Raw genomic sequence first — 22,717 nt, 5'->3', positions numbered from 1 at the left:
TACAACCGGATCCGCATCCATTCGACGATCGGTTATCTTACCCCGCATCAATGCGAGAAAAGGTACTACGAGCAACACCAGGGCGCTTAGTTTCTGTGTCTACTTTCTTGACAGAGGTACAATATTGTATAGCTGGAATGTCGGATAATTGCGTCGGAAAGAGGAAAAACCAAGTGTGGATTCAAAAATGACATCACAAATGGAGGTCTCAATTTTGAAGAAGCTCGTAACAAGCTGCGTTGCTTGCGCAGCACTGTCCGCTATGCTGTTGGTCCCTTTATCGTTTGCCGAAGGCAATATGACCCGTCCGCACAACAGCCGTAATTATGATACGAAAATTCAAACCAATGGAACGCCAGCTACTAGTGGAGTGAATTTGTATCGAACTCCTGACAATGTCGCCCCCGGCAATAATGACAATTTCGGTATAAATACGGACAGGATTAACAATGACCTGACTAATATTAACAGAACGGATAATTTCAGAACCAACAATGACAGAACCAATAATGACAGAACTGATATTTACAGAACCAACAATTTAAGAACTAACAATTTCAGAACCAATAATGACAGAACTGATAATTTCGGAACCAACAATTTAAGAACCAATAATCTCAGAACCAACGCAGCTGGGAATAATGACAATGATTTTAACTGGGGCTGGCTTGGTTTGCTGGGATTGCTTGGTCTTGCGGGTTTAAGAAGCAAAAATCGAGATCGGGATCACGCATAGGATTGCAAGAGGCATGCGAAAAGCAGCACCTCCGCCGAATAAGGGGGAGCTGCTGCTCAAGCTGCTGCTTATTATTTTTTCCGAGAGCGTTTCTTTGATTTAACGCTGGAAACGTTGCACATGACATCTTTGGTGGAATACGTGTAGAAATGGTGTGGCGTAGGGACGCAATGATGCTGGTTAACTACCTCTATCGGATGAATGACCTGAACGACCTGCGGATGGTAGAAATTCTCATACAACGTTACCGGTGGATCGTAGACCGTTTGAGTTGGACACTGAGGGTAAAAGGACATAGAAATTTCTAGCTCCTTTCGTTGAGTAGTTACATGCTATACTATGTGCAGGAGCGTCTCATGGTTTGGATGCTTGTCACGGTTTTTGCAAAAAACACGACAAACCCACTGATAGTAAATCATCAGCGGGATATTGTCGCTTGAATAGATTTATTGTTATCTTTGAAGGAGAAGAGCGATGACGCACGATCCCTGTTCAAAGCTAATTGGGTAACATATTAAAGCAATGCTTCTATTCAGCTTGCGGCAGCGGACATTAATTTTTTGCGATAGAGATGAACATTTTCAATCCGATCATTTTGAGACTGAACCGAACTAGCAATCTGATCTTCTTCATTGCCCTCACCTCCTTCTGTTGGGGCTATACTGGGAGTATATGCGGGGGAGGAGAACATTATGACAAAACGATTGCAGTATGGGATAATCAAGAAAATAACAGAGAGGTTCCATCACAGCATTTTAAAGACAAGCAGCTAGGAGAGATTAATAATGACACTTATTAAAACCTTTGTAGAAGGCGACGAAATTATAGGCTTTTATTTGCTCAAGAGCGCAGAAGCGAAACAAACGAATGCGACGCCACCAAAAGATTATATGGATCTTGTACTGGCCGATAAGAGCGGTGAGATTCAGACGAAATTCTGGGATGCCTCCTCGCGAGACAAGGAAACCTTTATTGCGCCAATGATCGTCAAGGTTAAAGGAATCGTACAAATTTATCGGGACAAGCCTCAGTTCAAAATTATGCAGATACGTCCTGCTGCTGATTATGATCATCAAGATATGACCGATTTTATTCGTTCAGCGCCGGTTCAGCCGGTTGACCTGCTGTATACAATCAAGCAGACAGTCGAAAGTATTGCAGATAAAGAGATTAGAAGCATCGTCCATGCTTGTGTTTCCCGGGTTGAGGATAAGCTGATGCATTATCCGGCTGCCAAATCGATGCATCATGCCTTCTATGCTGGTTTGGCATATCATATTGTGAGAATGCTGGAGCTGGGAGAGTTCGTGGCAAAGCAGCGTCCATTCCTGAACCTGGATCTCATTCGCGCAGGCATTATTTTGCATGACATTGCCAAGACGGACGAGTTGACTGCAGAGATTGGAATCGTGAAGGAATACAGCTTTACCGGCAAGCTGCTCGGTCATCTGTCGATGGCTGCGAACTGGGTTACTGAGGCTGCAATTTCGCTAGGGCTGGCAGTCGATTCTGAGAAGGTTGTTATTTTGCATCATATGATTCTATCACATCACAATTTGGGAGAATGGGGAAGTCCAGTTCAACCGCAAATTCCGGAGGCTGTGGCGCTGCATTACATTGATCAATTGGATGCCAAGCTCCAGGCTGTCGAGGATGCGGTAAGTACAATGCCGGATACAGAGGAATGGACGGCACCGGTTAGAATTCTGGAGAATAAGCAGATTTATCGCTCAAAGGGTCTTGGGAAATCCACCTAATGGATTCTCGCATACATCGTTCGCACGTAAGCGGTTCCCCATGCTGCATACATAGGTGCTGTGTTCTTCTACGCGTGGTTTACCGCTGCATGACGGTGGTGGTTTCCATGCGTACAGTGGCATACTCGTCAGTGGCACAGTCTTTTCCACAGTCGCCGCCCGTGAACAATAAAAAAAATAACCTTCATCTCCACTTTTATAGTGGTTTTGAAGGTTATTTTTGTTTTTTATGGTTCTGACCTGCTCGGGTTTACCCTTTGACATTCAGGAACGAAGCTTGCTCCGAACTGATCAACCAAATCCTGCAAGGAATCGATGGCAATTTTTGCGCTCATGTCATCCTCCCGTCGCCACATAGCATGGCTAATGAGCCTTGTTATGTGGCGGTTATTCGGATATTCGCATTGCGATGCTCTGATCTCCGGACGAGCTGAATGGTGATTGCAGCAGCTCGTTCATTAATTCAAAGGCGGCATCCGCCTTCGAACGACTCAGGAGGATCTTCTTCACTTGCTCCGGCAGAAATTCGGGGCATTCCGATGTGCATATTACAGTCATATGCTCAGGACTATGGTATTTCATGACCTGCAGCGCCAGAAATTCGTTCACTACGATCAGGTGCTTGTCGGCATGGCCCTCAATAAAGGTCCGCAGCTTGTCCTCATCATTAGTTACAGCGCATATGCAGGTTTCATCCAATCCGGAAGCGGATTGGATTTTTTGATTGTATAGCAGGTTTGAGGCCTGCTCATGAATGAGAGCATAGGCTTGCTCGCCTGCTCCGGCTGCTTTCAGCTCATGAAACAGTGTCTCCCAATCAGGGTTTACACTGCGAAATAATGAATCGTTGATCATAGCGTCCACGATGACAAGCGGCGAGCCGTATTGAAGGTTGCTGGATATCGAATGGAAGGATTCCTCCATCGCATCGATCAGGAAAGCGCCGTCCAGCTTTCTCTCCTGTATGATTTCGTAGCTGGGCGTTAATGGATCGATTTGAGATACAAGCAGATGATACCCTTTATTCTGACACCTGCGCTCCAATCTGTGAAGGAAAGGTCCGTAGCTGATCGGCTTGGGAATACGGGAGTTGGCATTGCTCACGAACAAGATCCCCAGAACATTAGTTTTGCCTAGAGAGAGCGCCTTGGCAGTCAGATTCTGCACATATTTCAGCTTGCTTGCAGCATTGAATACCCGTTGTCTTGTATCTTCGGGGATCGTTTGGTTGCTTACATTGTTAAGCACATAACTCACTGTAGCGACGGATACATCGGCTTCTTTGGCAACGTCTCTTAATGTCGTTTTCTTCATATTTTGCTAACCGCCTCACTTGGGTCAAAAACTTAGCTTAATCATAAATCTGGAAATATAAAAATGTCAATCCATAGGTTGACAGCCTCGCAATCATCACATATACTGAAATCACTTAACCGGTTAAGTTGCGATGTTTTATTGCAATCTGCATACACAAAGGGGTTTCTGCTATGTCTACTACTAATCAATCGCAGCTTGTTGTTTTACCAGGCATTCATGCATCACGGCTAGGGAATGAGAGAGAGATCTACGTCTATCTGCCTGCTGGCTATGACGACGATCTGTCGCAGCGGTATCCTGTTCTGTATATGCATGTTGGCCAGCATGTATTCAACCCTCGGAAGGAATCGGGGGAGTCATGGGGAATGCATCGGATCGCGGATCAATTGATCGCCTCTGGCCATATCCAGCCGATTATCATCGCCGCTGTCGAGCACAAGTATGAGGAAGGAACGAGCGAATACTTTCATGATGTGTGCGCTTATCCGATCCGCTGCGTTGGCGAGGATTACGAGCACTTTCTGATTGAGGAATTGAAGCCATTGCTGGACCGGGCCTTCAGGACATTGCCGCAAGCGGAGCACACTGGCTTAATGGGTTCATCAGCAGCCGGCATTGCAACATACAACATCGGTCTGCGCAATCCTGACGTTTTCGGCATGCTTGGCATTCTGTCGCCATTCTTCGTAAGGGTTGATCCTTACACGCTTGAGGAAACGATGCAATACCGGGGCTACCCTCTGAATGAGGGGCAGAAGATATGGCTGGATATCGGCGGGGCGGAAGGTTTCTTCATGCCAGGCCATGTGAAGAGCGTGGCGGAAGATATGCTGAATAAGGGCTGGAAGCAGGGGGGCGAGCTCTATTATTTCGAGGACCGGGATGCTGCTCATTCCGAATGGGATTGGGGCCGCAGAGCACATATGCCGCTTATTCATTTCTTCGGGGAGGAGGCCGCTGCGGTGAAGGTGGAACTGCAGGGACCGGATGCAGTCGGCGTGAAAGGGCCGCTCGCCTACATCAATGCGGTTGTCACCCGGGACAATGCGTTTAGCTTCAGTGATTTACAGGGCAGCTATCGCTCTATGCATCCGGAGGTTCTAGAAGTGATGCCAGATGGACGGCTGCTGCCCAAGCGGTCAGGAATTGCAACTATCTTTTACAGATATGGGGATCTAGAGGCCTCACGAACGTTTACGGTTGTGGAGAGCCTGTCCGAAACGGTTGAGATTGAGCTTGACATTCAGGTGCCTCCATCGACACCGGATGATGCCGAGATCTATGCCACATTCGAAGTGCCTAAGCTCGGCAAGGGTCGATACGGCGGCATGATTAAATTGCCGAGAGGACTAACCTTTGATTTTCTCATTACTCGGGGCTACGAGAAGGATGAGGTTGACCACGATTATGGGCAGATTCCTTACAGAAGATTGGTTGCTGATAGAGATAAGAAGGTCAGCTATACGGTTGAAAATTGGATCGACTTGAAGCCGGAATTTCAGTAGGAAGGAGAATGGTGGATGACAGGGAAATCACGAATTGACAGAATTGCAGACTTTCGATCAGAATGCTTGAATAATCAAAGAGAGCTGTTTGTCTATTTGCCGCCATCCTATGATCTGCAGCCGGACAGGACTTATCCAGTCTTGTATGTGCATGATGGGCAAAATGTGTTCAACCCTGCTTTTAACGGGCAATCTTGGAATTTGCATCAAATATGTGATGCATTGATTGCTGAGCAGCGAATCGAGGAATTGATTATTGTTGCCATTGCAAATATGGGAATGGAGCGCAACAGTGAGTTTGCGCATCATGGTCCATATGAGGTCCGACTTGACTATCCATGTTTCGGAGAGTCTTATGAGAATTTCCTGGTTGAAGAGTTGAAGCCTTGTATCGATGAAACTTACCGCACGAAACGGGAAAGCTGCCATACAGCGCTCATGGGATCGTCCAGAGGAGGGCTTGTCACCTACCATATCGGATTTCGCCGCTCGGACGTCTTCGGCAAGCTGGCCATGATATCTCCTTATTTTGCACAGTATAATGAAGAAGAAATGAAGCATTGCCCGATCGTTCAGCAATTTGTCAAGAAGGAGCCGCTGCAGCTCTGGATCGATACTGGCGGGATGGAGGGGATGACCGTTCAAGTTAGTCATGTCAGAGAGATGGTCGAGCATTTCATAGAACTGGGCTATCGTTCTGGTGAAGATCTCATGTTCTGCTATGAGCCGTTGGCGGAGCATAATGAGGATGCATGGGCGAGTAGAGTTCTTGGCCCGCTCATTTACTTCTTCGGGGATAAGGGCTTGCCTGTCGCAGCGGAATTGATAGGCGATGATATTGCGGCAGTAAACGGGGTCAGCAGCCACGTCTATCCGATTCTCACTTATGAAAGCGGTTTAAATATTGTGGATTTGGATGCGCGGTTTACGCTAACGCCAGATAACATCGCTTTTATTACGCCAGAGGGCTTAATCATGGCATGGGAGGTCGGAGACTTCGTAATCGAATATATGCATCCTGCTTTATCCGCAACCAAAGCATTATCAATCGTTCCGGCATTATCCCCGGAGGTTGTGGTTGAGATAGAGGTTGTTGTCCCGATTCATACTCGTAAAGACGCCAAAATATATGCCGGAGTAGAGCTTGAGCAGGTCGGGCAGCAAACGTTTCACAGACGGTTCACACTGCCCAGAGGCAGCGGATACTCCTTTCACGTCTGTGAGTACTCCGGATTGCAGGAGGCTGACGCGGACGGGAATGCGATACCGAAGCGTCAATTTGTCGCAAATGATGATGTCATGCTGCGCTATGAAGTGGAAAGCTGGATTCAAGGGCAAACCTTATAATGACGGGGGGAATTCAAATGAAAAGAAAACAAGCTTTAGGCGGTTTGGCAAAGGTATCGCTCTTCGTCTTAACATTGTCGCTGGTTATAACGACGGCATGCTCTAACAACGCGAACGATCCGAACGACTCGAAAGGAACGGGGAACACGCCCGATCAAAGCAAGTTTGATCTGACCTTCAACAAGCTGGAGACGGATCTTGTCCCAGAGCCCGGCGCAAGTCTGCTGATCTGGGAAAGCAAGGAGGCTCGTCCGTTCGTCGAAGCGATCATGAAGGAGTTCACGGCTGCATATGGCGTCGAGGTGAGAATGCAGGAGCTTGGAACGATGGACCAGATCGGGAAATTCGAGCTGGACGGTCCGGCTGGACTGGCCGCAGATGTTATTACGACATCTCAGGATCATCTCGGCAAGGCAGCGAGCGCCGGGCTTATTCTGCCCAACGATGAGTTCGAAGAGGCTACGCGAAGCGAGCACGAAGCGGTCGCGGTCACTGCAGGCTCGTATAACAATAAGCTGTACGGCTATCCAATCAAGGTGATGACCTATGCGATGTTCTATAACAAGGATTTGATCAGCAAGCCTCCGGCAACGATGGAAGAGGTCATTGCCTTCTCCAAAACCTTTACTGACCCTGACCGCAACAAGTACGCCTTTATGTTCGATGCGCCATTCTTCTACTTCAGTTATCCTTTCATCGGTTCTACCGGCGGTTATATTTTCGGCAACAACGGTACCGATCCTGCGGATATTGGATTAAACAACGAGGGCGCGGTCAAAGGAATGGAAGTTTTCGCAAGCTTGCGCAAGGAGGTTCTTCCGATCTCTGCGGGCGACATTGCAAGCGATATCAAAACTACATTGTTCAGCGAGGGAAGCGTGGCGATGAATGTGACAGGATCATGGTTCATCGAGACGTTCAGGCAAGCAGGCATCAACTTTGGAGTGGCTCCAATTCCGGCCATTGGCGGCAATGATTCTGTCACGCTGTCTCAAGTCAATTCCTGGTATGTCAGCGCTTACAGCAAGTATCCCAATGCAGCCAAATTGTTCGCGAGATTCGCTTCCAATAAGTCGGCGCAGCTGCTTAATTACGAGCTGACGGGCGCAGTGCCGACACATAAGGAAGCGGCGCAAAATGCTGTTATTCAGGGAGACGAGATTACGAGCACCTTCTATAAACAGTTCAGCAACTCGCATTCGGCGCCTTCCATTCCGGAAATTAGCAGTGTATGGGTTCCGATGGATGCTGCAATGGTGGAGATTTGGGACGGGAATGACGGGAAGGAAGTTTTGGACAGAGCGGTTAAGCAAATCCGGGATGCCATGTCGCTGAATGCCAAGCAAGGGGACAAACCGAGTGAGCCGGGCTCAACCGAAGCCCCATTCTGACGGCCCTATGAAAACTAGACATCATATGGTCGCACCTGTCTTGTCGGCATTAATCCCTGGCTCGGGACAGATCTATAACCGCCAATGGATCAAGGGGTTAATGATGCTCCTCTTAAGCGGCTTCGCCATCAGCTACTTCGCGTCCACACTGCGGACAGCGGTTTGGGGAATGATTACGCTCGGTGACGTCCCTTCCCGACTCGAAGAAGTCAATGGCAGGTCTGTGAATGTTCCTGGAGATCATTCGATCAATCTGATGATACAAAGCTTGATCGTGCTCTTTCTGTTCGTGCTCTATTTGATCGTTTATATCAGCGTAATCAAGGATGCTTACCGAACGGGGCGGAAGCGGGATTCTGGCCTGCCCCCGGCAACCTTCAGACAAACGCTGACCTTCATTCATGATTTCAAATTTGCTCAAGCGATGCTAGTCTTGCCGGGGGCAGGCATACTGTTTCTGACGATTCTGCCTATCGTATTCATGGTCCTGCTCGCCTTCACCAACTATTCCTCGCCGCATCATATTCCGCCAGGCAATCTGGTTGATTGGGTGGGACTCGATACGTTTGCCCAGTTGTTCCGTCTAAGCAGCTGGAGCGGCACCTTTCTTGGCGTATTGGGCTGGACGGTGCTGTGGGCTGTTGTCGCAACAGCAACGACATTTATTAGCGGGCTAGCCGTTGCATTGGTGCTCTCGCAGAAGGAAATCAGGCTGAAGGGGATATGGAGGACGCTTATCATTATTCCATACGCCATCCCTCAGATGATATCTCTATTAGCGATGAAAATGATGTTCAACGGCAAGTTCGGTCCTATTAATCAGTATCTATCCCATTTTGGATTAGGGCAATTGCCTTGGCTGACAGACCCATTCTGGGCTAAGTTCACCGTCATTATCGTCAACATTTGGGTAGGAATGCCGCTGTCGTTTCTCTTGATCAGCAGCGTTCTGTCCACGATCTCGCCGGATTTGTACGAGGCTGCCAGGGTCGAAGGGGCAGGGAGATGGCAGCAGGCGAGGATCATTACGTTCCCGTTCATCATGTTCGCGATTGCGCCGATTCTCATTATCCAGCTCGCAGGCAACTTCAACAACTTCAATGTCATATATTTGCTGACGAACGGCGGTCCGTCCAATCCGGAATATCAGTTCGCAGGGCATACCGATTTGTTGATTACATGGCTGTACAAGCTGACCTTGAACAACAATATCTACAATATTGCTTCGGCTATAGGGATCATTCTCTTTATTATTATCGCCGGATTCTCGATATGGAACTATCGGCAAACCCGGTCGTTCAAGGATGAGGAGATGACGCAATGATAAACAGAATGTCAACGAAATTCAGAGTAATCGCCAGCTACCTCTTTCTTGCGATTGTGGTGTGCTGGAGCTTGTATCCGGCTGCCTGGGTCGTGCTCTCTTCCTTTAAACCGGGCAAGTCGCTATACAGCGAGTCGTTTATTCCGAAGAGCCTGACGTTGGATCATTACACGGAATTGTTTCAATCCGGCAGCCTCATGTTCTCCACCTGGTATATGAACACGTTTAAAGTGGCCATCTTCAGCATGCTGCTCAGTACATTCCTTGTAACGATAACAGCCTATGCCTTATCCCGATTTCGTTTTCCAGGGAGAAAAGCTTCATTAACTTTGGTACTGGTGCTGGGGATGTTCCCTGGTTTCATGAGCATGGTTGCGGTGTATATTCTGCTTATGCAGCTAGGACTGCTGGACACGCATATGGCGCTTGTCATCGTCTACTCGTTTGGCTCGATTATTTTTAATTTATTCGTTGCCAAAGGTTTTTTCGATACGCTGCCGAAAGGGATCGAGGAAGCGGCGCGGATAGATGGAGCCAGCAACTTTCGTGTATTCACAAGCATTATGCTGCCCTTGTCCAAGCCGATGCTCGTGTTCGTCGCATTAACTACCTTTACCGGTGCATGGGTGGATTTTATATTCGCGAGTCTTGTGTTACGTTCCAAGGAGAAATGGACAGTGGCAGTTGGATTGTACGATATGGTTAATTCCTATCAGAACGCGTACTTTACTTTATTTGCAGCTGGGGCGGTATTCATCGCAATACCGATAACCATTCTGTTCATGTATCTGCAGCGTTATTTTGTAGACGGATTGACGGCTGGCGCGAATAAGGGGTAACCGGATTTATGGTTGATAACAAGCAGGGCTGATCCTCAAAGCCGGGTTTTTATGGCGGGCTTAGGGACGGCTCTGCTTTTCTGTGTGTGGCAGGACAAAAACATTCAGTTAATAAGACAAAAGCGTACATGTACAAAAGAATGGCTGCACCCGTATGATCTACCTATCCGAATGATAATCATTCTCGCAGGGCGTGCACAGGGGCTATGTCAGCAATGATGTCTATGTCATTCTACCTTCTTGTAGATTGGGGTTCATGATGAAAGCAAATGACGGTTACACAGGCGGCCAAGCGGCGGCAGTCATTAAAGGAAGAAGATCGATACGACAATTCAAGAAAGACCCGGTATCAATGGAGCTGCTCATGTCGCTGCTCAATGTAGCAGTATGGGCGCCTAACCACGGTGTAAGGGAGCCATGGCGTTTCATTTTGTATAAGGGCGATGCCAAAGCAGAGCTCGCGGAAGCGATGCTCGAAGCATTATCGGCAGCGGAGAGGGAGCAATACGGTGGAGGTAAGCTGGATTACTTCAATCATATTCCGCTGCACTTGCTTGTTATCATGAAGGAAGACCCGCGCCCGCGTCAGTGGGAGGAGGATTACGCCGCTGTATGCTGCTGGATTCAGAATTTCCAGCTTGCAGCATGGGAAGAGGGGATTGGCGTCGTCTGGAAGACGAATGCTTTCATCTATGATCCCCGCTTCAGGAGCAGGACAGGCGTTGCGGCGGGAGAGAAAATAGTCGGCCTTCTGCACATCGGATATCCTGACCAAATACCTGATCCGAGACCACGCACGGATGCTGTCCATTATTTGACGGTTCACGATACCCGATCACCTCATTAATGCCGCTTGCCATTGAAGATCGCATCGGATGTGAGTTCAAGGCAGCGAAATGGGACAAAAATGAGCAGATAGCGGGGTAAAAATGTACATGGACAATCTTATGGCAGAAGGCTATCATTATTAGTGATAATGATTATCATAATCACTAATGAATGGCATGGCTGTCCATATGCGATGAATGAGATATTCAAGAGCAAACATTCAGTGATAGATTTACGGGGAGGAAGAGAGAGATGAAACAAATGAAAGCTGTACAATTACTCGTATTGCTGGTGGCGCTGATAACTGCTGCCGGCTGTGGAGGAAGCAACACCAATCAGGGGAGCCAGACTGGGGAGTCAAAGCCGACCAAGGGAACGACGAATGAACAGGCAGCAGTGCAGTCGCCCGAAACATCGGGTGCGGAAGCAGCAGGCGAGCGGACGATTCAGCATGCTATGGGTACGGCCACAATAAAGGGTGAACCGAAGCGTGTTGTCGTGTTGTTCAATGGCATGGTGGACATCACCGTTGCGCTTGGCGTCAAGCCAGCTGGCGCGGTTGAATCATGGGAGGAGAAGCCGTGGTACGAATACTTGCGTGCAAGTATGGACGGGGTAGAGAATTTGGGTGAAGAAACGCAGCCGAATATGGAAGCAATTGTGGCGCTCAAACCGGATTTGATTATCGCTGCTAAATCGCGCCACGAAAAAATTTATTCCCAGCTTAAGGATATTGCGCCGACGATTGTGCTTGATAAGCTGTTTGACTGGAAAGCGAATTTGGCTGTTGCTGCTGATGCGCTGGGCAAGAAGGACGAAGCTGCCAAAATGATGGAGGATTGGAACAACAGCGTTGCCGATTTCAAAGCGAAGCTGGGAGACAAGCTGAACGGGAAAGAAATGTCGATTGTCCGCTTTGAGTCTGACGGAACAGCCCGATTCTATGTTTCTGGCTTTGCTGGAGAACTGTTTGACGAGCTTGGATTAGCAAGACCTGAAGCGCAGCAAGTGGAGGGCAAGACAGCGGTCACATTGAACACCAAGGAACAGATGGGGCAATTGGACGGCGACTATATATTCGACATTTCCCGTACCTCCGAAGAAGACGCCAAGACGAAGGCGGATTGGACCTCCCATCCGTTGTGGAACAATCTTAGAGGTGTAAAGGACGGCAATTATTTCTTGGCCGATCCGATCATCTGGAATCTTGGAGGGGGAAGCACCGCTGCCAAGCTGCTCCTGCAGGATTTGTACACATTCTTTGGATTGAAATAACGCTTGAAGACGTTTCGAACGCTAATAAGCAGGCTGGCAGCACGCGCCCGGAGTGGCGCGTGTTTTGTCAGCTTGCCCGTCAGAGTGATGCAGTGGTGTAAACAGTATCTCTGTGGGCGACCGGCCGCCGTCGTTGTCGGGACTTGTCTGGATTCGCTATAATGATAATAGTTATCACTATATCCATGAATGAGAAAGGAATGAGCCGAGTCGTGAACGATAGTAGAATCCCCTTAACGAAACGTTCTGTTCTATTCCTTGCTTCCATTCGCAAGCGCAGCTGTGTGAAGGATAACTATATGCGCTTTGAAGGTTTTCCCTCGGCGATGTTATGCTTTGTTGCAGAAGGAAGCGGGACGGTGCTTATTGGCAACGAACGAAGGGAATTCGAGCCTTACCAGCTCTATTATGTGGATTGCGATACTTCGGTTGAGCTGTCGCTGAGCTCGGGGAAGCTTGAAGTGTATACAATGGCCTTGCAGCAGTATACGGAGCATGCTGGAGCCGTCCAAGCAAATACGATGCATATGCGCAGCGAACCGCCAGCGTTGTTCATCCCGGGCTATATCCGCACAAGGAAGGCCAAGCAAATCTGGAGCCGGATCCAGCTGCTATATGAAGCAAGCCGCAATTCGTCTGATGCGATGAGGCTCCATCTGCAATTTCAAGAGCTGCTCTATCTCATTATGCAGGAGTGCAGTGACCGTCCACGGCAGAACAGCGCCAAGCAGGGCTTGAATCAAGTGACCGAATATATGCAATCTCATTTCCACGACAAAATCGATATGAAGACCCTTTCGGCAATGGCCAATCTCACCCCCAGCTCTTTTTCCCGTTTATTCAAAAGGACGTTGGGCGAATCGCCTATGGAGTATTTGACCCGAGTTAGAATGGACAGCGCCAAGACGCTTTTATCGCAAAAGGGCAGCAGGGTACGGGACGTTTCCGCCGCTGTCGGCTATGAGGATGAATTTCATTTCAGCCGTATTTTTCACCGTACTGTGGGCGTGTCGCCTACCTTTTATATGAAGCGAAATCAGTTGAAGGTAGCGGTCGCATCATGCCTTCAGCTGCAGAACAGCCTACTCTCTCTGGGGGTGGAGCCGGTCGCATCCGTCAATTGCTGCAAAAATCCTGGCATGGGTGAACTGGAATACGAGCATTTCTTCACGAAGCAATGGGAGGAACTGGTGCGTTCCGCACCGGATGTGTTGATTGGCGATGCTTATCATATGCACTTATACGATAAATTTAGCGAGATCGCCCCTTCCGTTGTGCTGGCTTCCGATGGCAGCTGGATCGTGAATTATCGCAAGATGGCCGATATATTGGGGCGGAAGCAGGAGGCGGAGCAGACGATCCACAGGCTGGCGCTGCGCGTTACGGAAGCGAAGGGCTTGCTGCATAGGAAGCTGGAGAATAAGACGGTGTGCGTCATTCAAGTCAGCCACGATGGCATCAGCATTCAGGGAGCGATTGATCATCCGCTTAATGAGCTGTTGTATCGCGATTTGGGCTTGAGACCCGGCAGAAGTGTGCCGCTGCATGCTAAAATGCTGGAGCTTCCCCCGGAGTGGCTGCCGCCGATTGAGGCTGACTATCTGTTTATTCTGAAGAAGCATCAGCGTGCCGGCAGCGACGACGTTTACGAGCGTCTATGCGGCGTTCCTGCATGGAAATCGATTCATGCGGTGCGCGCTGGCAATGTGATGGCTGTTCCGCACTGGCTCCGCATGAGCTGGACGCCAATCGGCCGCAACATCATTATTAACGAGCTGCTGGAGCTAACGGGAGTGCCGTTGGAGGAGGCGGGTTACGGAACTTGATCGTTCCTCCTAATGGGGAGGTGCTGCTGGTACTGTTGCCGATTATTCTGATTCAATATGAAGCCCACTGGTCTGCGCGACCAGTGGGCTATTCAATATTTATGTTCTGTTGCTGATGATCCCTGTTCTTAATCCATAGATTTCATTTTGTAGTCTGTTATCGTCTCAAGACTGTTCATTCTTGAATTTCCGGTCTCGCTTGCATTCCCAGTTGTATAATATTCGGGGTTTCTTACCCTGGAAGCGATGTCCTCTACATTCTCGTACATTATCCCAAATGCAATAAACAGAGTGCCAAATAAAATCCCGCTGATCCACGATGAGATAGCAACTGTAAAACTACTTTGATCTCCGTAGACTTCTTCACTTAAGAGCCCGTTGATGGTCCCAACGAAGAATCCACCAATAATGCATACTACACCTATAATCTTCAATATACTAGCCATACTTAACCCCCTATATAATTTTAGAATAGTTTACAACAAAAGTCGCATTTTGGCGATATGCGGAATAAAAACCAATAATAATGAGTCTATTGGCCTATAAAATACAAGACGGGGAAACAAAAATTCGAGCGCCCTCTTTCGAGAGCGCTCTTTTATGGGAGAGGAGAAAAATGGCCGGTTTTGTGCTAAAGAAGTTGGACCGTAGAATGCCATCATTTTCTTATTTGAATGACCGGTCCTTTTGGCGATTGCTTCTGAATGAATTTTCTTGAAGATCATGAATGAGATTGAAGTATGGCGTAGATCATGCAGCCGGATCGGCTTCAGGCCGTGCTTGCGATGAAAATCCGTTTTTAGTCTTGGGAATGGTTGTTTTTACTTCCAGTGTACCTTGCTCCAGATCGATAGCCTTCCATTGCAACCCTCCCAATCAGCCGTGAAGTGCGTTCTTCAATATATGGATAATCACTTTTCTTTAAGGAGTTGATTAGGCTGCTGCTTCTGCAGACGGCGTTCCACCTTGTTCACATCCTCGTGAACAGGCAGCTCTTCTGGCATAGTCCCGCCAAGTTCTTGAATCGTTTGCCGGACTTTGGCCCCAACATCAAAGTGAGCCTGATTTGCATTTCGTTTGCCCTGAATATTCTCTCGTCGGATCTTTTCTTCAGTTTGCGTGGCACGAAACAGGTTTGCAGCAAGCTCTGTACTGCCCATATGATCGAGAATTTTCTGTGATTTTTCGAGGCCCTTGTGCTGATGGATACCTTTAGCGTCAATGCCGCCGTATAACCCCTTATAGCCGTGATTCTGAAATACGGCAAAATCAATATCGCTGATTACTCCAGCTTGATAGGCTGCGTCTGCCAGTTGGGAGTTATGTTTGCGCAACTCATCGCGTAGCATAACGCGCCGTTCATCTTCCGTTGCTTGTTCAAAAATTTCTTGTTTACGGGTTTGGACAGCGAAGTAAGTTTGCCCAAGTGCGACGATTTCCTTTGCGGGGTCGGCATTTTGAATGATGAGGTAGCAGGCATAACGGGATAGTCGGTAATCACGAATGGATCTACGCGCACCAGACCCGATTTCGACCATATCGTTGGATTCAACAAAATGGTCATTAACTTCTTGTCCGCTATGTTCACAAGCGGTTTGAGCCTTTTTAACAGCTTTCTCGAAATTTCTGAAATCTGTATAATCCAAAATTCGTGATAAAGTTCGTGCACTCCAAAACTCATTTCCGTTTCCATCTTCTTGGCGAGCTTGTTCAAATGGGGATGCATGTCCATCAATTGGCTTGTCAGACATAGGTATAAGTCCTCCTTCGAGATGGGTGTCAGAGTAACCATCCTCATAAAACTGTATTTTCGACATGAAAAGAGGTAATACCTTCCTATTATCCAAATGTATTGTTGGGGGGTGTTTAGCGTTGATTTGCTATGTAGTCACTGTGGATGTATTACGTGAATTCGACACTCGAACGATATGCTATCATGTGAAAAATGAACTGAGGATCAGCAGGAGAGGCTGCTAGACTGCTTAAATCCTTCCTAACTCATTACGATATATTTTAGAAAGGGAGAGATGAAGATCCACCTTCCCATGTAAATGGAGTGGGGAAGTTTCAAGGGATGAATTCTTCGATTGGTTAGAAGGGAAACAATCAATGGAAGGCTGGGATCTTGTTTGTAAGAAGGATCTTGAATATATTCTTAGGACACCGGTTGAAAAGAAGGGGCCAGAGCCTTTTTCATAGTTAGATACTGGCTTTAAACAAAAATTCGAGCGCCCTCTTTCGAGAGCGCTCTTTCATGGGAGAGGAGAAACCGGACGAAGAGCTTATGGGGAAACGTAAGTCTTCTCCGCGGTTGTCTACGGCGTCTCTCAACGCCGATACCTTCATGATTTCCGCTGCGGCTCCAATTTATACATGGCGGACAACAATAATAATGCAGGGTAGATTATTGTAACCGGCTCAGGTACAGTTATAGTAGGAGCGGAGATAGCGGCTACTTACTTATAGCCTGCACGCATGACATTCGCGCATCTGAGCTCACTTTAGAACACGAACGTAACTCATACTAAAGGATAGGAGCTGCATGCAAACAATGAACATCGTCGTACTGGACGGATATACATTGAATCCCGGTGATTTGTCTTGGGAGGAGTTTCGGTCACTCGGGAAATTAACGATATATGATCGGACAGCGCCAGAGGAAATAGCCGCGCGGTCGCAAGGAGCGGACGTTCTTCTTACGAATAAAACGCCGTTAACAGCAGAGACGATTCGGGAACTCCCGGAGCTGAAATATATCGGCGTGCTTGCAACGGGCTACAATATTGTGGATATGGCCGCTGCTTCAGCGCAAGGTATTGTCGTTACGAATGTCCCGGATTACAGCACGCAATCTGTCGTCCAGCTCGTATTCGCGCTTCTGCTGCAGCATTGCAGTCATGTCAGTGAGCATAACGAGGCTGTGCATGAAGGACGCTGGTCAGCAGCCCAGGATTTCATGTTCACCCTCCAGCCGCTCATGGAGCTGGCAGGTAAAACGATGGGGATCATCGGCTTCGGAGGTATTGGACAAGGGGTAGCCAGAGCGGCAGCTGCGTTCGGAATGAAAATTTGCGTGTATACAAGAACACCTCGAAATGTTCCAGGCCTGGAGTATGTTCAATTCGTTGCGGCTGATGAGCTGTTCACCACTGCAGATGTCGTGACCCTTCATTGTCCACTGACCACAGAAACGGCAGGGATCGTCAACAGCAGAACGCTTGGTCTTATGAAATCATCCGCATATCTCATTAATACTGCAAGAGGCGGGCATATCATTGAACAGGATTTGGCGGACGCGCTTCATGCAGGGCGTATCGCAGGGGCAGCGCTTGATGTACTGGCCGTGGAGCCGCCGCCACGGGACCATCCTTTATTAGGAGTGCGCAACTGTTACATTACGCCGCATATCGCTTGGGCAACAGTGGAGGCCCGCTCACGTCTCATGCAAATTGCCGCCGGCAGCCTGCAATCCTTTCAGAAGGGACAGATTGTCAACCAGGTCAACTAGCATTCGATTGGTGTCCCAGTTAAAGAGCTTTCTGGCCAGAAAATAGGCGGGGACAGTCGATTCTGAGCTGTTCCCGTCTTCTCTTTTCCATATGGTTCCGGTATTTTTTTGTAAGCGATTGCTTTTTTTTATTTAATCTTAAGGTTTTTTATTTGACTTTCTGGTATAGTGACCTCAGTAGAACCATTCACTGCGCTCTAATGCCAGAAGGGAGATTTAAACGTTGAACGAGAAGGATTCAGAACAGAAGGAATTGGAATTATCGAAGAAAGATTCGGATAAGGGTCTAGAGACCGAAGGAACCGTGGGCAATACGACTGTTCCGGAAACCGAAATAAGCGAGACAGGCGCTCGCAATGGTGAACTGTCTCAAGGATCAGCAGGACGTCGTGAATCGAGCGGCGGCAAGGCTTGGATGTTTGTTGCGATTGGTCTGGCCTTGATTCTGGTTGTTGTCCTATGGAAGCCGCCATTCGGAGGAGGCAGCAGCAATGAAGCGGTTGCCACTGTTAATGGAGAAGATATTACGAAGGACGAGTTCTACACTGCCTTGGTAGCTGTAGGGGGCAAGCAAACACTGGAAAACATTATTTATGAAGAGCTGATCAAACAAGAAGCAGATAAGGCGGGAATTAAAGTAACAGACGCGGATGTTGATAAAGAGATCGCGAAGATCGAGAAAAGCTTGGGCGGATCTGAAGCGCTTGCTACGCAGCTTGCGAGCAGCGGCATGACGATCGATTCTCTCAAAAAGCAAATGGTGCCGCAGCTTAGTCTTCGTAAGATTCTAGAGAAGGATATTACGATTACTGATGATGAAGTAAAGCAATTCTTCGAAGAGAACAAGGCTCAGTTTGATGTTGTTGAGCAGGTTAAAGTAGCTCATATTCTGGTGGCAACCCAGGAAGAAGCGGAAGCAGTGCTGAAGCAGCTCAAGGAAGGCGCAGACTTCGCCAAGCTTGCTGCGGAGAAATCCATAGATCCAGGCAGCAAGGATAATGGCGGCGAATATGACTTCTTCCCTCGTGGAACGATGCATGAGCCGTTCGAGATTGCGGCGTTCGCTCTTAAGAAGGACGAGCTGAGCGATATTGTACAAACCGAAAACGGATTCCATGTGATTAAACTTCTGGATCGCAAAGAAGCGTACTCCGCTACTTTTGAAGAAAAGAAGGAAGAAGTGCGTGATATTATCGTCAATAACAAAGTATACGAAATGTCAGAGAAATGGATGACAGATCTGAAGGACAAAGCTGAAATCAAGAATACGCTGACAGATGATGAAAAGAAAGATGATAAAGCCGATACTGGCAAAGAAGAGAACGCTGCTAAAGAATAAGCTTGCCAGATGACTGTAAAACATAGTTCGATTGAAGAGACCGCCTGAGGTGATTATTCACCAAGCAGGCGGTCTCTTCGCATGTAGGAACAGACTCGTTACAGAATCCTTGCGCCGAGCAGCGATCCGACCAGATCAACAGCCAGTCTAACTGTCTGATGGCCATTGTCCAGCAGCGGATTTACTTCAACAATATCAGCAGAGGTCACCGCTTTGGCCTCATAGAGCATTTCCATTGCCAGATGCGCTTCACGGAAGTTTAGACCTCCGCGAACAGGCGTCCCCGTTCCTGGAGCTTCGCCGGGATCGACACTGTCGATGTCGAAGCTGACATGTACGCCGTCAGAGTCTTTAGACACGATAGCTATAGCTTCTTCCATCACACGAGCCATGCCGAGCTTGTCGATATCATGCATCGTATAGCAGGCGATCCCGCGACTGCGTATCAATCCCTTCTCCCCTTCATCCAGTTGCCTCGTGCCAACGAGCGCAATCCGCTGCGCCTGCAGCTTTGGCGATGGATGATCGATACCAGTGAAGCGGGTATCGCCCAATCCGAGGCTGACGGCAAGCGACATTCCATGCATATTGCCTGAAGGCGATGATTCCGGTGTATTGGTATCTGCATGGGCATCGATCCAGATCACACCGAGCTTCTTTCTCTCCTGCGTCAGTCCGGCTATTGTGCCGATGGAGATGCTGTGATCTCCGCCAATGATTAATGGAAAAGCTCTGCTAGCTGTTAACAGGGCGACTTCCTTGGCTACTGCTTCTGCCATTGTTAGCACGGCCCCCCAATGCTTCATTCGCGGAGACGAGCGGCGGTCAGCGGTGAAATCCGACAGGTAGCTGTCTGAACGCACTTCAAAGCGATGACCGAGAAGCTGGAGCTTACGTTCCAAGCCGGCGCTCAGCATCGCCTGTGGACCGTCGCTTGCCCCTCTGCGGCTGGCTCCCCAGTCGAATGGTACAGGAAGAATAGAGATCGGCTGCTTATCCTTCATTGTCAGCCTCCTTCGGCCCAATATGCGCTTAGCTTACTTCCGCGAGAAGATGCTCCTCATAATGAAGGTGAGATTGGCAGGCCGTTCAGCGAGTCTGCGAACAAAATAGGGGTACCAGCTTCGGCCAAACGGCACATAGCTTCGCACGGTATAGCCTTCCTTGGCCAATGCAAGCTGGAGGGGGGTGCGAATGCCATACAGCATTTGGAATTCAAAGACGCTCCGCGGAATTCCCCGCGTTCTTGCATAGGATTGGGTGTAGCGGATAATCGCTTCATCATGTGTGGCGATTGCGGTGTAGGCACGACTATCCAGTCTTGCGGCGATCAGGCGGCGAAGGTTCGCATCGACGACACGCTTGGAGTCGAATGCAACGCTTCGCGGCTCCTTGTAGGCTCCTTTCACCAGACGCAGATTGATCCCTTCTGCTGAAAGCTGATGAACGTCCAGCTCACTGCGGTACAGGTAGGCCTGAATGACTGTGCCGACATTGCAGCAGCCCTCTGCGCGCAGCTTGCGAACGAGGGCGATTGTCGCATCCGTCCAAGGGCTATCCTCCATATCGAGGCGGACGAAGAGGCCGTATCGCTCGGCTTCCTTCACAACGCTGCGAATGCCCTCTCCGCATTGCTCCTGATCCAGCGCAAGTCCAAATTGGGTGGGCTTCAGCGAGACGTTGCCTTGAATGCCCTCGCGATGAATGTTTTCCAGCAACGCCATATACGCCCGTTCGCTCTCCTTCGCTTCCTCCATACTGCTGATGCTTTCGCCCAAATAATCCAGCGTGACCTTTATCCCTGCCGCATTCAGCCGTTTGGCATGTGTCAGAGCGTCTTCCATTGTTTCTCCCGCCACGAATCGGCCGGCACCCAGCTTCAGCCCATACTTCTGCGACAGCGCCCTTGCAGCGCGGTTGCCTGCCAAACCGAGAAGTGCCGATCGAAACAACCGCGTGCCAATATCCATCCGTACCACGCTCCCCCTGTTTTCTCGCTGCTGACAACCATACAGCGCTTTGAATGACGGCTAGCAAGCTGTCATTTTTGACAATCTTCTTGCTTATATATAGACATTACGCTTGGTTGACATGACAACAAAAGGAGGCGTGAGAGGCTGTGGAGACATTTTACAATGAGCCGTTCACGAATTTCGCATTGGAGCACAATCGTCTGGCGTTCATGGATGCGCTGGCGGAAGTGAAGCTGCAATGGGGCCGGAAGTACGCGCTGCTGGTGAACGGGCAGAGGTTCATTGGGGAAGCGGTTCTTCCTTCTTTCAGTCCTGCTGACCATAGTGTGGTCGTCGGATATGCAGCTCAGGCTGATTGCGGTCAGGTGGAGAGGGCGATCGAGTCGGCAGCGGAGGCCTTTACAGCGTGGAAGGGCGTCAAGCCTTCCATAAGGGCGCGTATTCTCTATCGGGCAGCTGCGCTTATGCGCCGGCGAAAGCATAGGTTCTCAGCATGGCTGGTGTATGAAGGGGGCAAGACGTGGCCGGAAGCAGATGCAGAGACAGCCGAAGCGATCGACTTTCTGAACTATTATGCAAGGGAAGCGCAGCGTTTGCTGGAAGTGCGGACCCCGCTTGTCCCTTATCCGGGCGAAGACAATGAATGGACCTATTTGCCGCTTGGTGTCGGAGCTGTCATCTCTCCCTGGAACTTTCCTCTTGCGATTATGGCCGGCATGACCGCTGCGGCGATTGTATGCGGCAACACGGTGGTGCTGAAGCCAGCAAGCGCGGCGCCGGTGATCGCTGCTGTTTTTGTCGATTTGCTCAGGGAGGCGGGATTGCCGGACGGGATTGTGCAGTTTGTGCCTGGCGCCGGAAATGTCATTGGCGATGTGCTGGCAGAGCATCCGCTGATCAGGTTCATCAATTTCACAGGCTCAATGGAAGTTGGCCTGAAGTTGAACGAGAATGCGAATATGCGAAGGCCTGGGCAGCGGTGGATAAAGCGGGTTGTCGCCGAGCTGGGCGGCAAAGACGGAATCGTTGTGGACCGCAGCGCATCGATAACGGCTGCGGCCGAGGCGATTGTGCAATCGGCGTTTGGTTATGGCGGTCAGAAATGCTCTGCTTGCTCGCGAGCGATCATTCATGAGGCGGTGCATGATGATGTCGTGGAGGAAATCGTTCGCTTAACGGGGCAGCTCCGCGTTGGCGACCCTGCACTTTTTGAGACGGATGTAGGGCCATTGATCGACCGCAGCGCTTTTGAGAAGACGGCTGCTTATGTGGAAATCGGCAGGAACGAAGGGACGCTCCTATGCGGCGGGGGTGGGGATGGCTCCATCGGCTATTATGCCGAGCCCACCGTTATAGCTGGGGTATCCAGCGGTTCGCGCATTGCGCAGGAGGAGATCTTCGGTCCCCTTCTTGCGGTGGTCAAGGCTGGGGATTTCGAGGAGGCGCTTGCCATCGCGAATGATACGCCTTATGGATTGACTGGAGCGCTGTTCTCTCAGGAGCGCATGCATCTGGAGCGGGCGCGCGAAACGTTTCATGTCGGCAACCTGTACCTGAACCGCAAATGCACGGGAGCGCTCGTTGGCGTGCATCCGTTCGGCGGCTTCAACCTGTCCGGTACAGATTCCAAAGCGGGCGGGCCGGATTATTTGCTGCAATTTCTTCAGCCCAAAGTCGTTTCGGAGCGGCTATAATGGGAAGGAAAGCTTTAACAAGGACAGAAAAGTATGATAATATAACAGCAGTTGAATG

18 protein-coding genes are annotated in these 22,717 nt (G+C 49.3%); 13 read left to right on the top strand and 5 right to left on the bottom strand.

Annotated elements, in window-relative coordinates:
• Positions 1-214: 214 nt before the first annotated feature.
• Both L6H65_RS05265 and L6H65_RS05260 read left to right on the top strand, forming a co-directional pair.
• Positions 215-736 (top strand): WGxxGxxG family protein, encoded by a 522-nt coding sequence (locus L6H65_RS05265; protein WP_236339434.1) that lies wholly within the window; start codon positions 215-217, stop codon positions 734-736.
• A 785-nt stretch (positions 737-1,521) separates the two neighbouring features.
• Positions 1,522-2,493 (top strand): 3'-5' exoribonuclease YhaM family protein, encoded by a 972-nt coding sequence (locus tag L6H65_RS05260; RefSeq protein ID WP_236339433.1) that lies wholly within the window; start codon positions 1,522-1,524, stop codon positions 2,491-2,493.
• Between the two features lie 387 nt (positions 2,494-2,880).
• On the opposite strand, the gene L6H65_RS05255 is transcribed toward L6H65_RS05260, so the two are convergent.
• A complete protein-coding gene (locus L6H65_RS05255) occupies positions 2,881-3,807 on the bottom strand; it encodes a LacI family DNA-binding transcriptional regulator (RefSeq protein WP_236339432.1) in 927 nt (308 codons plus the stop codon).
• A 173-nt stretch (positions 3,808-3,980) separates the two neighbouring features.
• Here L6H65_RS05255 and L6H65_RS05250 point away from each other — a divergent pair, with 173 nt between their 5' ends.
• From L6H65_RS05250 to L6H65_RS05215, 8 genes are all read left to right on the top strand, one after another.
• Positions 3,981-5,315 carry an alpha/beta hydrolase gene (locus tag L6H65_RS05250; protein WP_236339431.1) on the top strand — a complete coding sequence of 445 codons (1,335 nt, stop codon included), beginning with the start codon at positions 3,981-3,983 and terminating at the stop codon, positions 5,313-5,315.
• A 15-nt stretch (positions 5,316-5,330) separates the two neighbouring features.
• Positions 5,331-6,662 carry an alpha/beta hydrolase gene (locus L6H65_RS05245; RefSeq protein ID WP_236339430.1) on the top strand — a complete coding sequence of 444 codons (1,332 nt, stop codon included), beginning with the start codon at positions 5,331-5,333 and terminating at the stop codon, positions 6,660-6,662.
• A gap of 17 nt (positions 6,663-6,679) precedes the next feature.
• Positions 6,680-8,053 carry a sugar ABC transporter substrate-binding protein gene (locus L6H65_RS05240; protein ID WP_236339429.1) on the top strand — a complete coding sequence of 458 codons (1,374 nt, stop codon included), beginning with the start codon at positions 6,680-6,682 and terminating at the stop codon, positions 8,051-8,053.
• A 7-nt stretch (positions 8,054-8,060) separates the two neighbouring features.
• The gene (locus tag L6H65_RS05235; RefSeq protein WP_236339452.1) at positions 8,061-9,377 is read left to right on the top strand and encodes a carbohydrate ABC transporter permease; all 1,317 of its coding nucleotides are present in this window, start codon (positions 8,061-8,063) and stop codon (positions 9,375-9,377) included.
• On the top strand, positions 9,374-10,216 hold the full coding sequence (locus L6H65_RS05230; protein WP_236339428.1) for a sugar ABC transporter permease: 843 nt from the start codon (positions 9,374-9,376) through the stop codon (positions 10,214-10,216). The genes L6H65_RS05235 and L6H65_RS05230 overlap by 4 nt, the downstream gene beginning before the upstream one ends.
• A 256-nt stretch (positions 10,217-10,472) precedes the next feature.
• A complete protein-coding gene (locus tag L6H65_RS05225) occupies positions 10,473-11,063 on the top strand; it encodes a nitroreductase family protein (RefSeq protein ID WP_236339427.1) in 591 nt (196 codons plus the stop codon).
• Between the two features lie 233 nt (positions 11,064-11,296).
• Complete coding sequence (locus L6H65_RS05220) at positions 11,297-12,319, top strand: ABC transporter substrate-binding protein (protein WP_236339426.1); 1,023 nt, start codon at positions 11,297-11,299, stop codon at positions 12,317-12,319.
• 161 nt (positions 12,320-12,480) lie between these two features.
• A complete protein-coding gene (locus L6H65_RS05215) occupies positions 12,481-14,145 on the top strand; it encodes an AraC family transcriptional regulator (RefSeq protein ID WP_236339425.1) in 1,665 nt (554 codons plus the stop codon).
• A gap of 128 nt (positions 14,146-14,273) precedes the next feature.
• Here L6H65_RS05215 and L6H65_RS05210 read toward each other — a convergent pair whose 3' ends face one another.
• A complete protein-coding gene (locus L6H65_RS05210; protein ID WP_236339424.1) occupies positions 14,274-14,591 on the bottom strand; it encodes a hypothetical protein in 318 nt (105 codons plus the stop codon).
• A gap of 465 nt (positions 14,592-15,056) precedes the next feature.
• Complete coding sequence (gene dinD, locus L6H65_RS05205; protein ID WP_236339423.1) at positions 15,057-15,896, bottom strand: DNA damage-inducible protein D; 840 nt, start codon at positions 15,894-15,896, stop codon at positions 15,057-15,059.
• Between the two features lie 800 nt (positions 15,897-16,696).
• Here dinD and L6H65_RS05200 point away from each other — a divergent pair.
• Both L6H65_RS05200 and L6H65_RS05195 read left to right on the top strand, forming a co-directional pair.
• Positions 16,697-17,653: a D-2-hydroxyacid dehydrogenase gene (locus L6H65_RS05200; RefSeq protein ID WP_236339422.1), complete on the top strand. Its 957-nt coding sequence runs from the start codon at positions 16,697-16,699 to the stop codon at positions 17,651-17,653.
• Positions 17,654-17,876: 223 nt separating this feature from the next.
• Complete coding sequence (locus L6H65_RS05195; protein WP_236339421.1) at positions 17,877-18,992, top strand: peptidylprolyl isomerase; 1,116 nt, start codon at positions 17,877-17,879, stop codon at positions 18,990-18,992.
• Between the two features lie 98 nt (positions 18,993-19,090).
• On the opposite strand, the gene rocF is transcribed toward L6H65_RS05195, so the two are convergent.
• Together rocF and L6H65_RS05185 are read right to left on the bottom strand one after the other, a co-directional pair.
• Positions 19,091-19,996 (bottom strand): arginase, encoded by a 906-nt coding sequence (rocF, locus tag L6H65_RS05190; protein ID WP_236339420.1) that lies wholly within the window; start codon positions 19,994-19,996, stop codon positions 19,091-19,093.
• Between the two features lie 33 nt (positions 19,997-20,029).
• Entirely contained in the window at positions 20,030-20,962 is a 933-nt protein-coding gene (locus L6H65_RS05185; protein WP_236339419.1) for a proline dehydrogenase family protein, read from the bottom strand.
• A 149-nt stretch (positions 20,963-21,111) separates the two neighbouring features.
• Here L6H65_RS05185 and pruA point away from each other — a divergent pair, with 149 nt between their 5' ends.
• A complete protein-coding gene (gene pruA / locus L6H65_RS05180) occupies positions 21,112-22,659 on the top strand; it encodes an L-glutamate gamma-semialdehyde dehydrogenase (RefSeq protein ID WP_236339418.1) in 1,548 nt (515 codons plus the stop codon).
• Positions 22,660-22,717 lie beyond the last annotated feature (58 nt).

It is taken from the genome of Paenibacillus plantiphilus (assembly GCF_927798095.1).
GTDB lineage: Bacteria > Bacillota > Bacilli > Paenibacillales > Paenibacillaceae > Paenibacillus_Z > Paenibacillus_Z plantiphilus.
Note: the sequence above shows the minus strand (reverse complement) of the source record. Positions and strands in the feature narration are given on the sequence as shown.

Excerpts from the sequence above, each read along its gene's own strand:
- L6H65_RS05260 (WP_236339433.1), top strand. The coding sequence starts at position 1,522 with ATGACACTTATTAAAACCTTTGTAGAAGGCGACGAAATTATAGGCTTT.
- L6H65_RS05255 (WP_236339432.1), bottom strand. The coding sequence starts at position 3,807 with ATGAAGAAAACGACATTAAGAGACGTTGCCAAAGAAGCCGATGTATCC.
- L6H65_RS05250 (WP_236339431.1), top strand. The coding sequence starts at position 3,981 with ATGTCTACTACTAATCAATCGCAGCTTGTTGTTTTACCAGGCATTCAT.
- L6H65_RS05245 (WP_236339430.1), top strand. The coding sequence starts at position 5,331 with ATGACAGGGAAATCACGAATTGACAGAATTGCAGACTTTCGATCAGAA.
- L6H65_RS05240 (WP_236339429.1), top strand. The coding sequence starts at position 6,680 with ATGAAAAGAAAACAAGCTTTAGGCGGTTTGGCAAAGGTATCGCTCTTC.
- L6H65_RS05235 (WP_236339452.1), top strand. The coding sequence starts at position 8,061 with ATGAAAACTAGACATCATATGGTCGCACCTGTCTTGTCGGCATTAATC.
- L6H65_RS05230 (WP_236339428.1), top strand. The coding sequence starts at position 9,374 with ATGATAAACAGAATGTCAACGAAATTCAGAGTAATCGCCAGCTACCTC.
- L6H65_RS05225 (WP_236339427.1), top strand. The coding sequence starts at position 10,473 with ATGATGAAAGCAAATGACGGTTACACAGGCGGCCAAGCGGCGGCAGTC.
- L6H65_RS05220 (WP_236339426.1), top strand. The coding sequence starts at position 11,297 with ATGAAACAAATGAAAGCTGTACAATTACTCGTATTGCTGGTGGCGCTG.
- L6H65_RS05215 (WP_236339425.1), top strand. The coding sequence starts at position 12,481 with ATGATAATAGTTATCACTATATCCATGAATGAGAAAGGAATGAGCCGA.
- L6H65_RS05210 (WP_236339424.1), bottom strand. The coding sequence starts at position 14,591 with ATGGCTAGTATATTGAAGATTATAGGTGTAGTATGCATTATTGGTGGA.
- dinD (WP_236339423.1), bottom strand. The coding sequence starts at position 15,896 with ATGTCTGACAAGCCAATTGATGGACATGCATCCCCATTTGAACAAGCT.
- L6H65_RS05200 (WP_236339422.1), top strand. The coding sequence starts at position 16,697 with ATGAACATCGTCGTACTGGACGGATATACATTGAATCCCGGTGATTTG.
- rocF (WP_236339420.1), bottom strand. The coding sequence starts at position 19,996 with ATGAAGGATAAGCAGCCGATCTCTATTCTTCCTGTACCATTCGACTGG.
- L6H65_RS05185 (WP_236339419.1), bottom strand. The coding sequence starts at position 20,962 with ATGGATATTGGCACGCGGTTGTTTCGATCGGCACTTCTCGGTTTGGCA.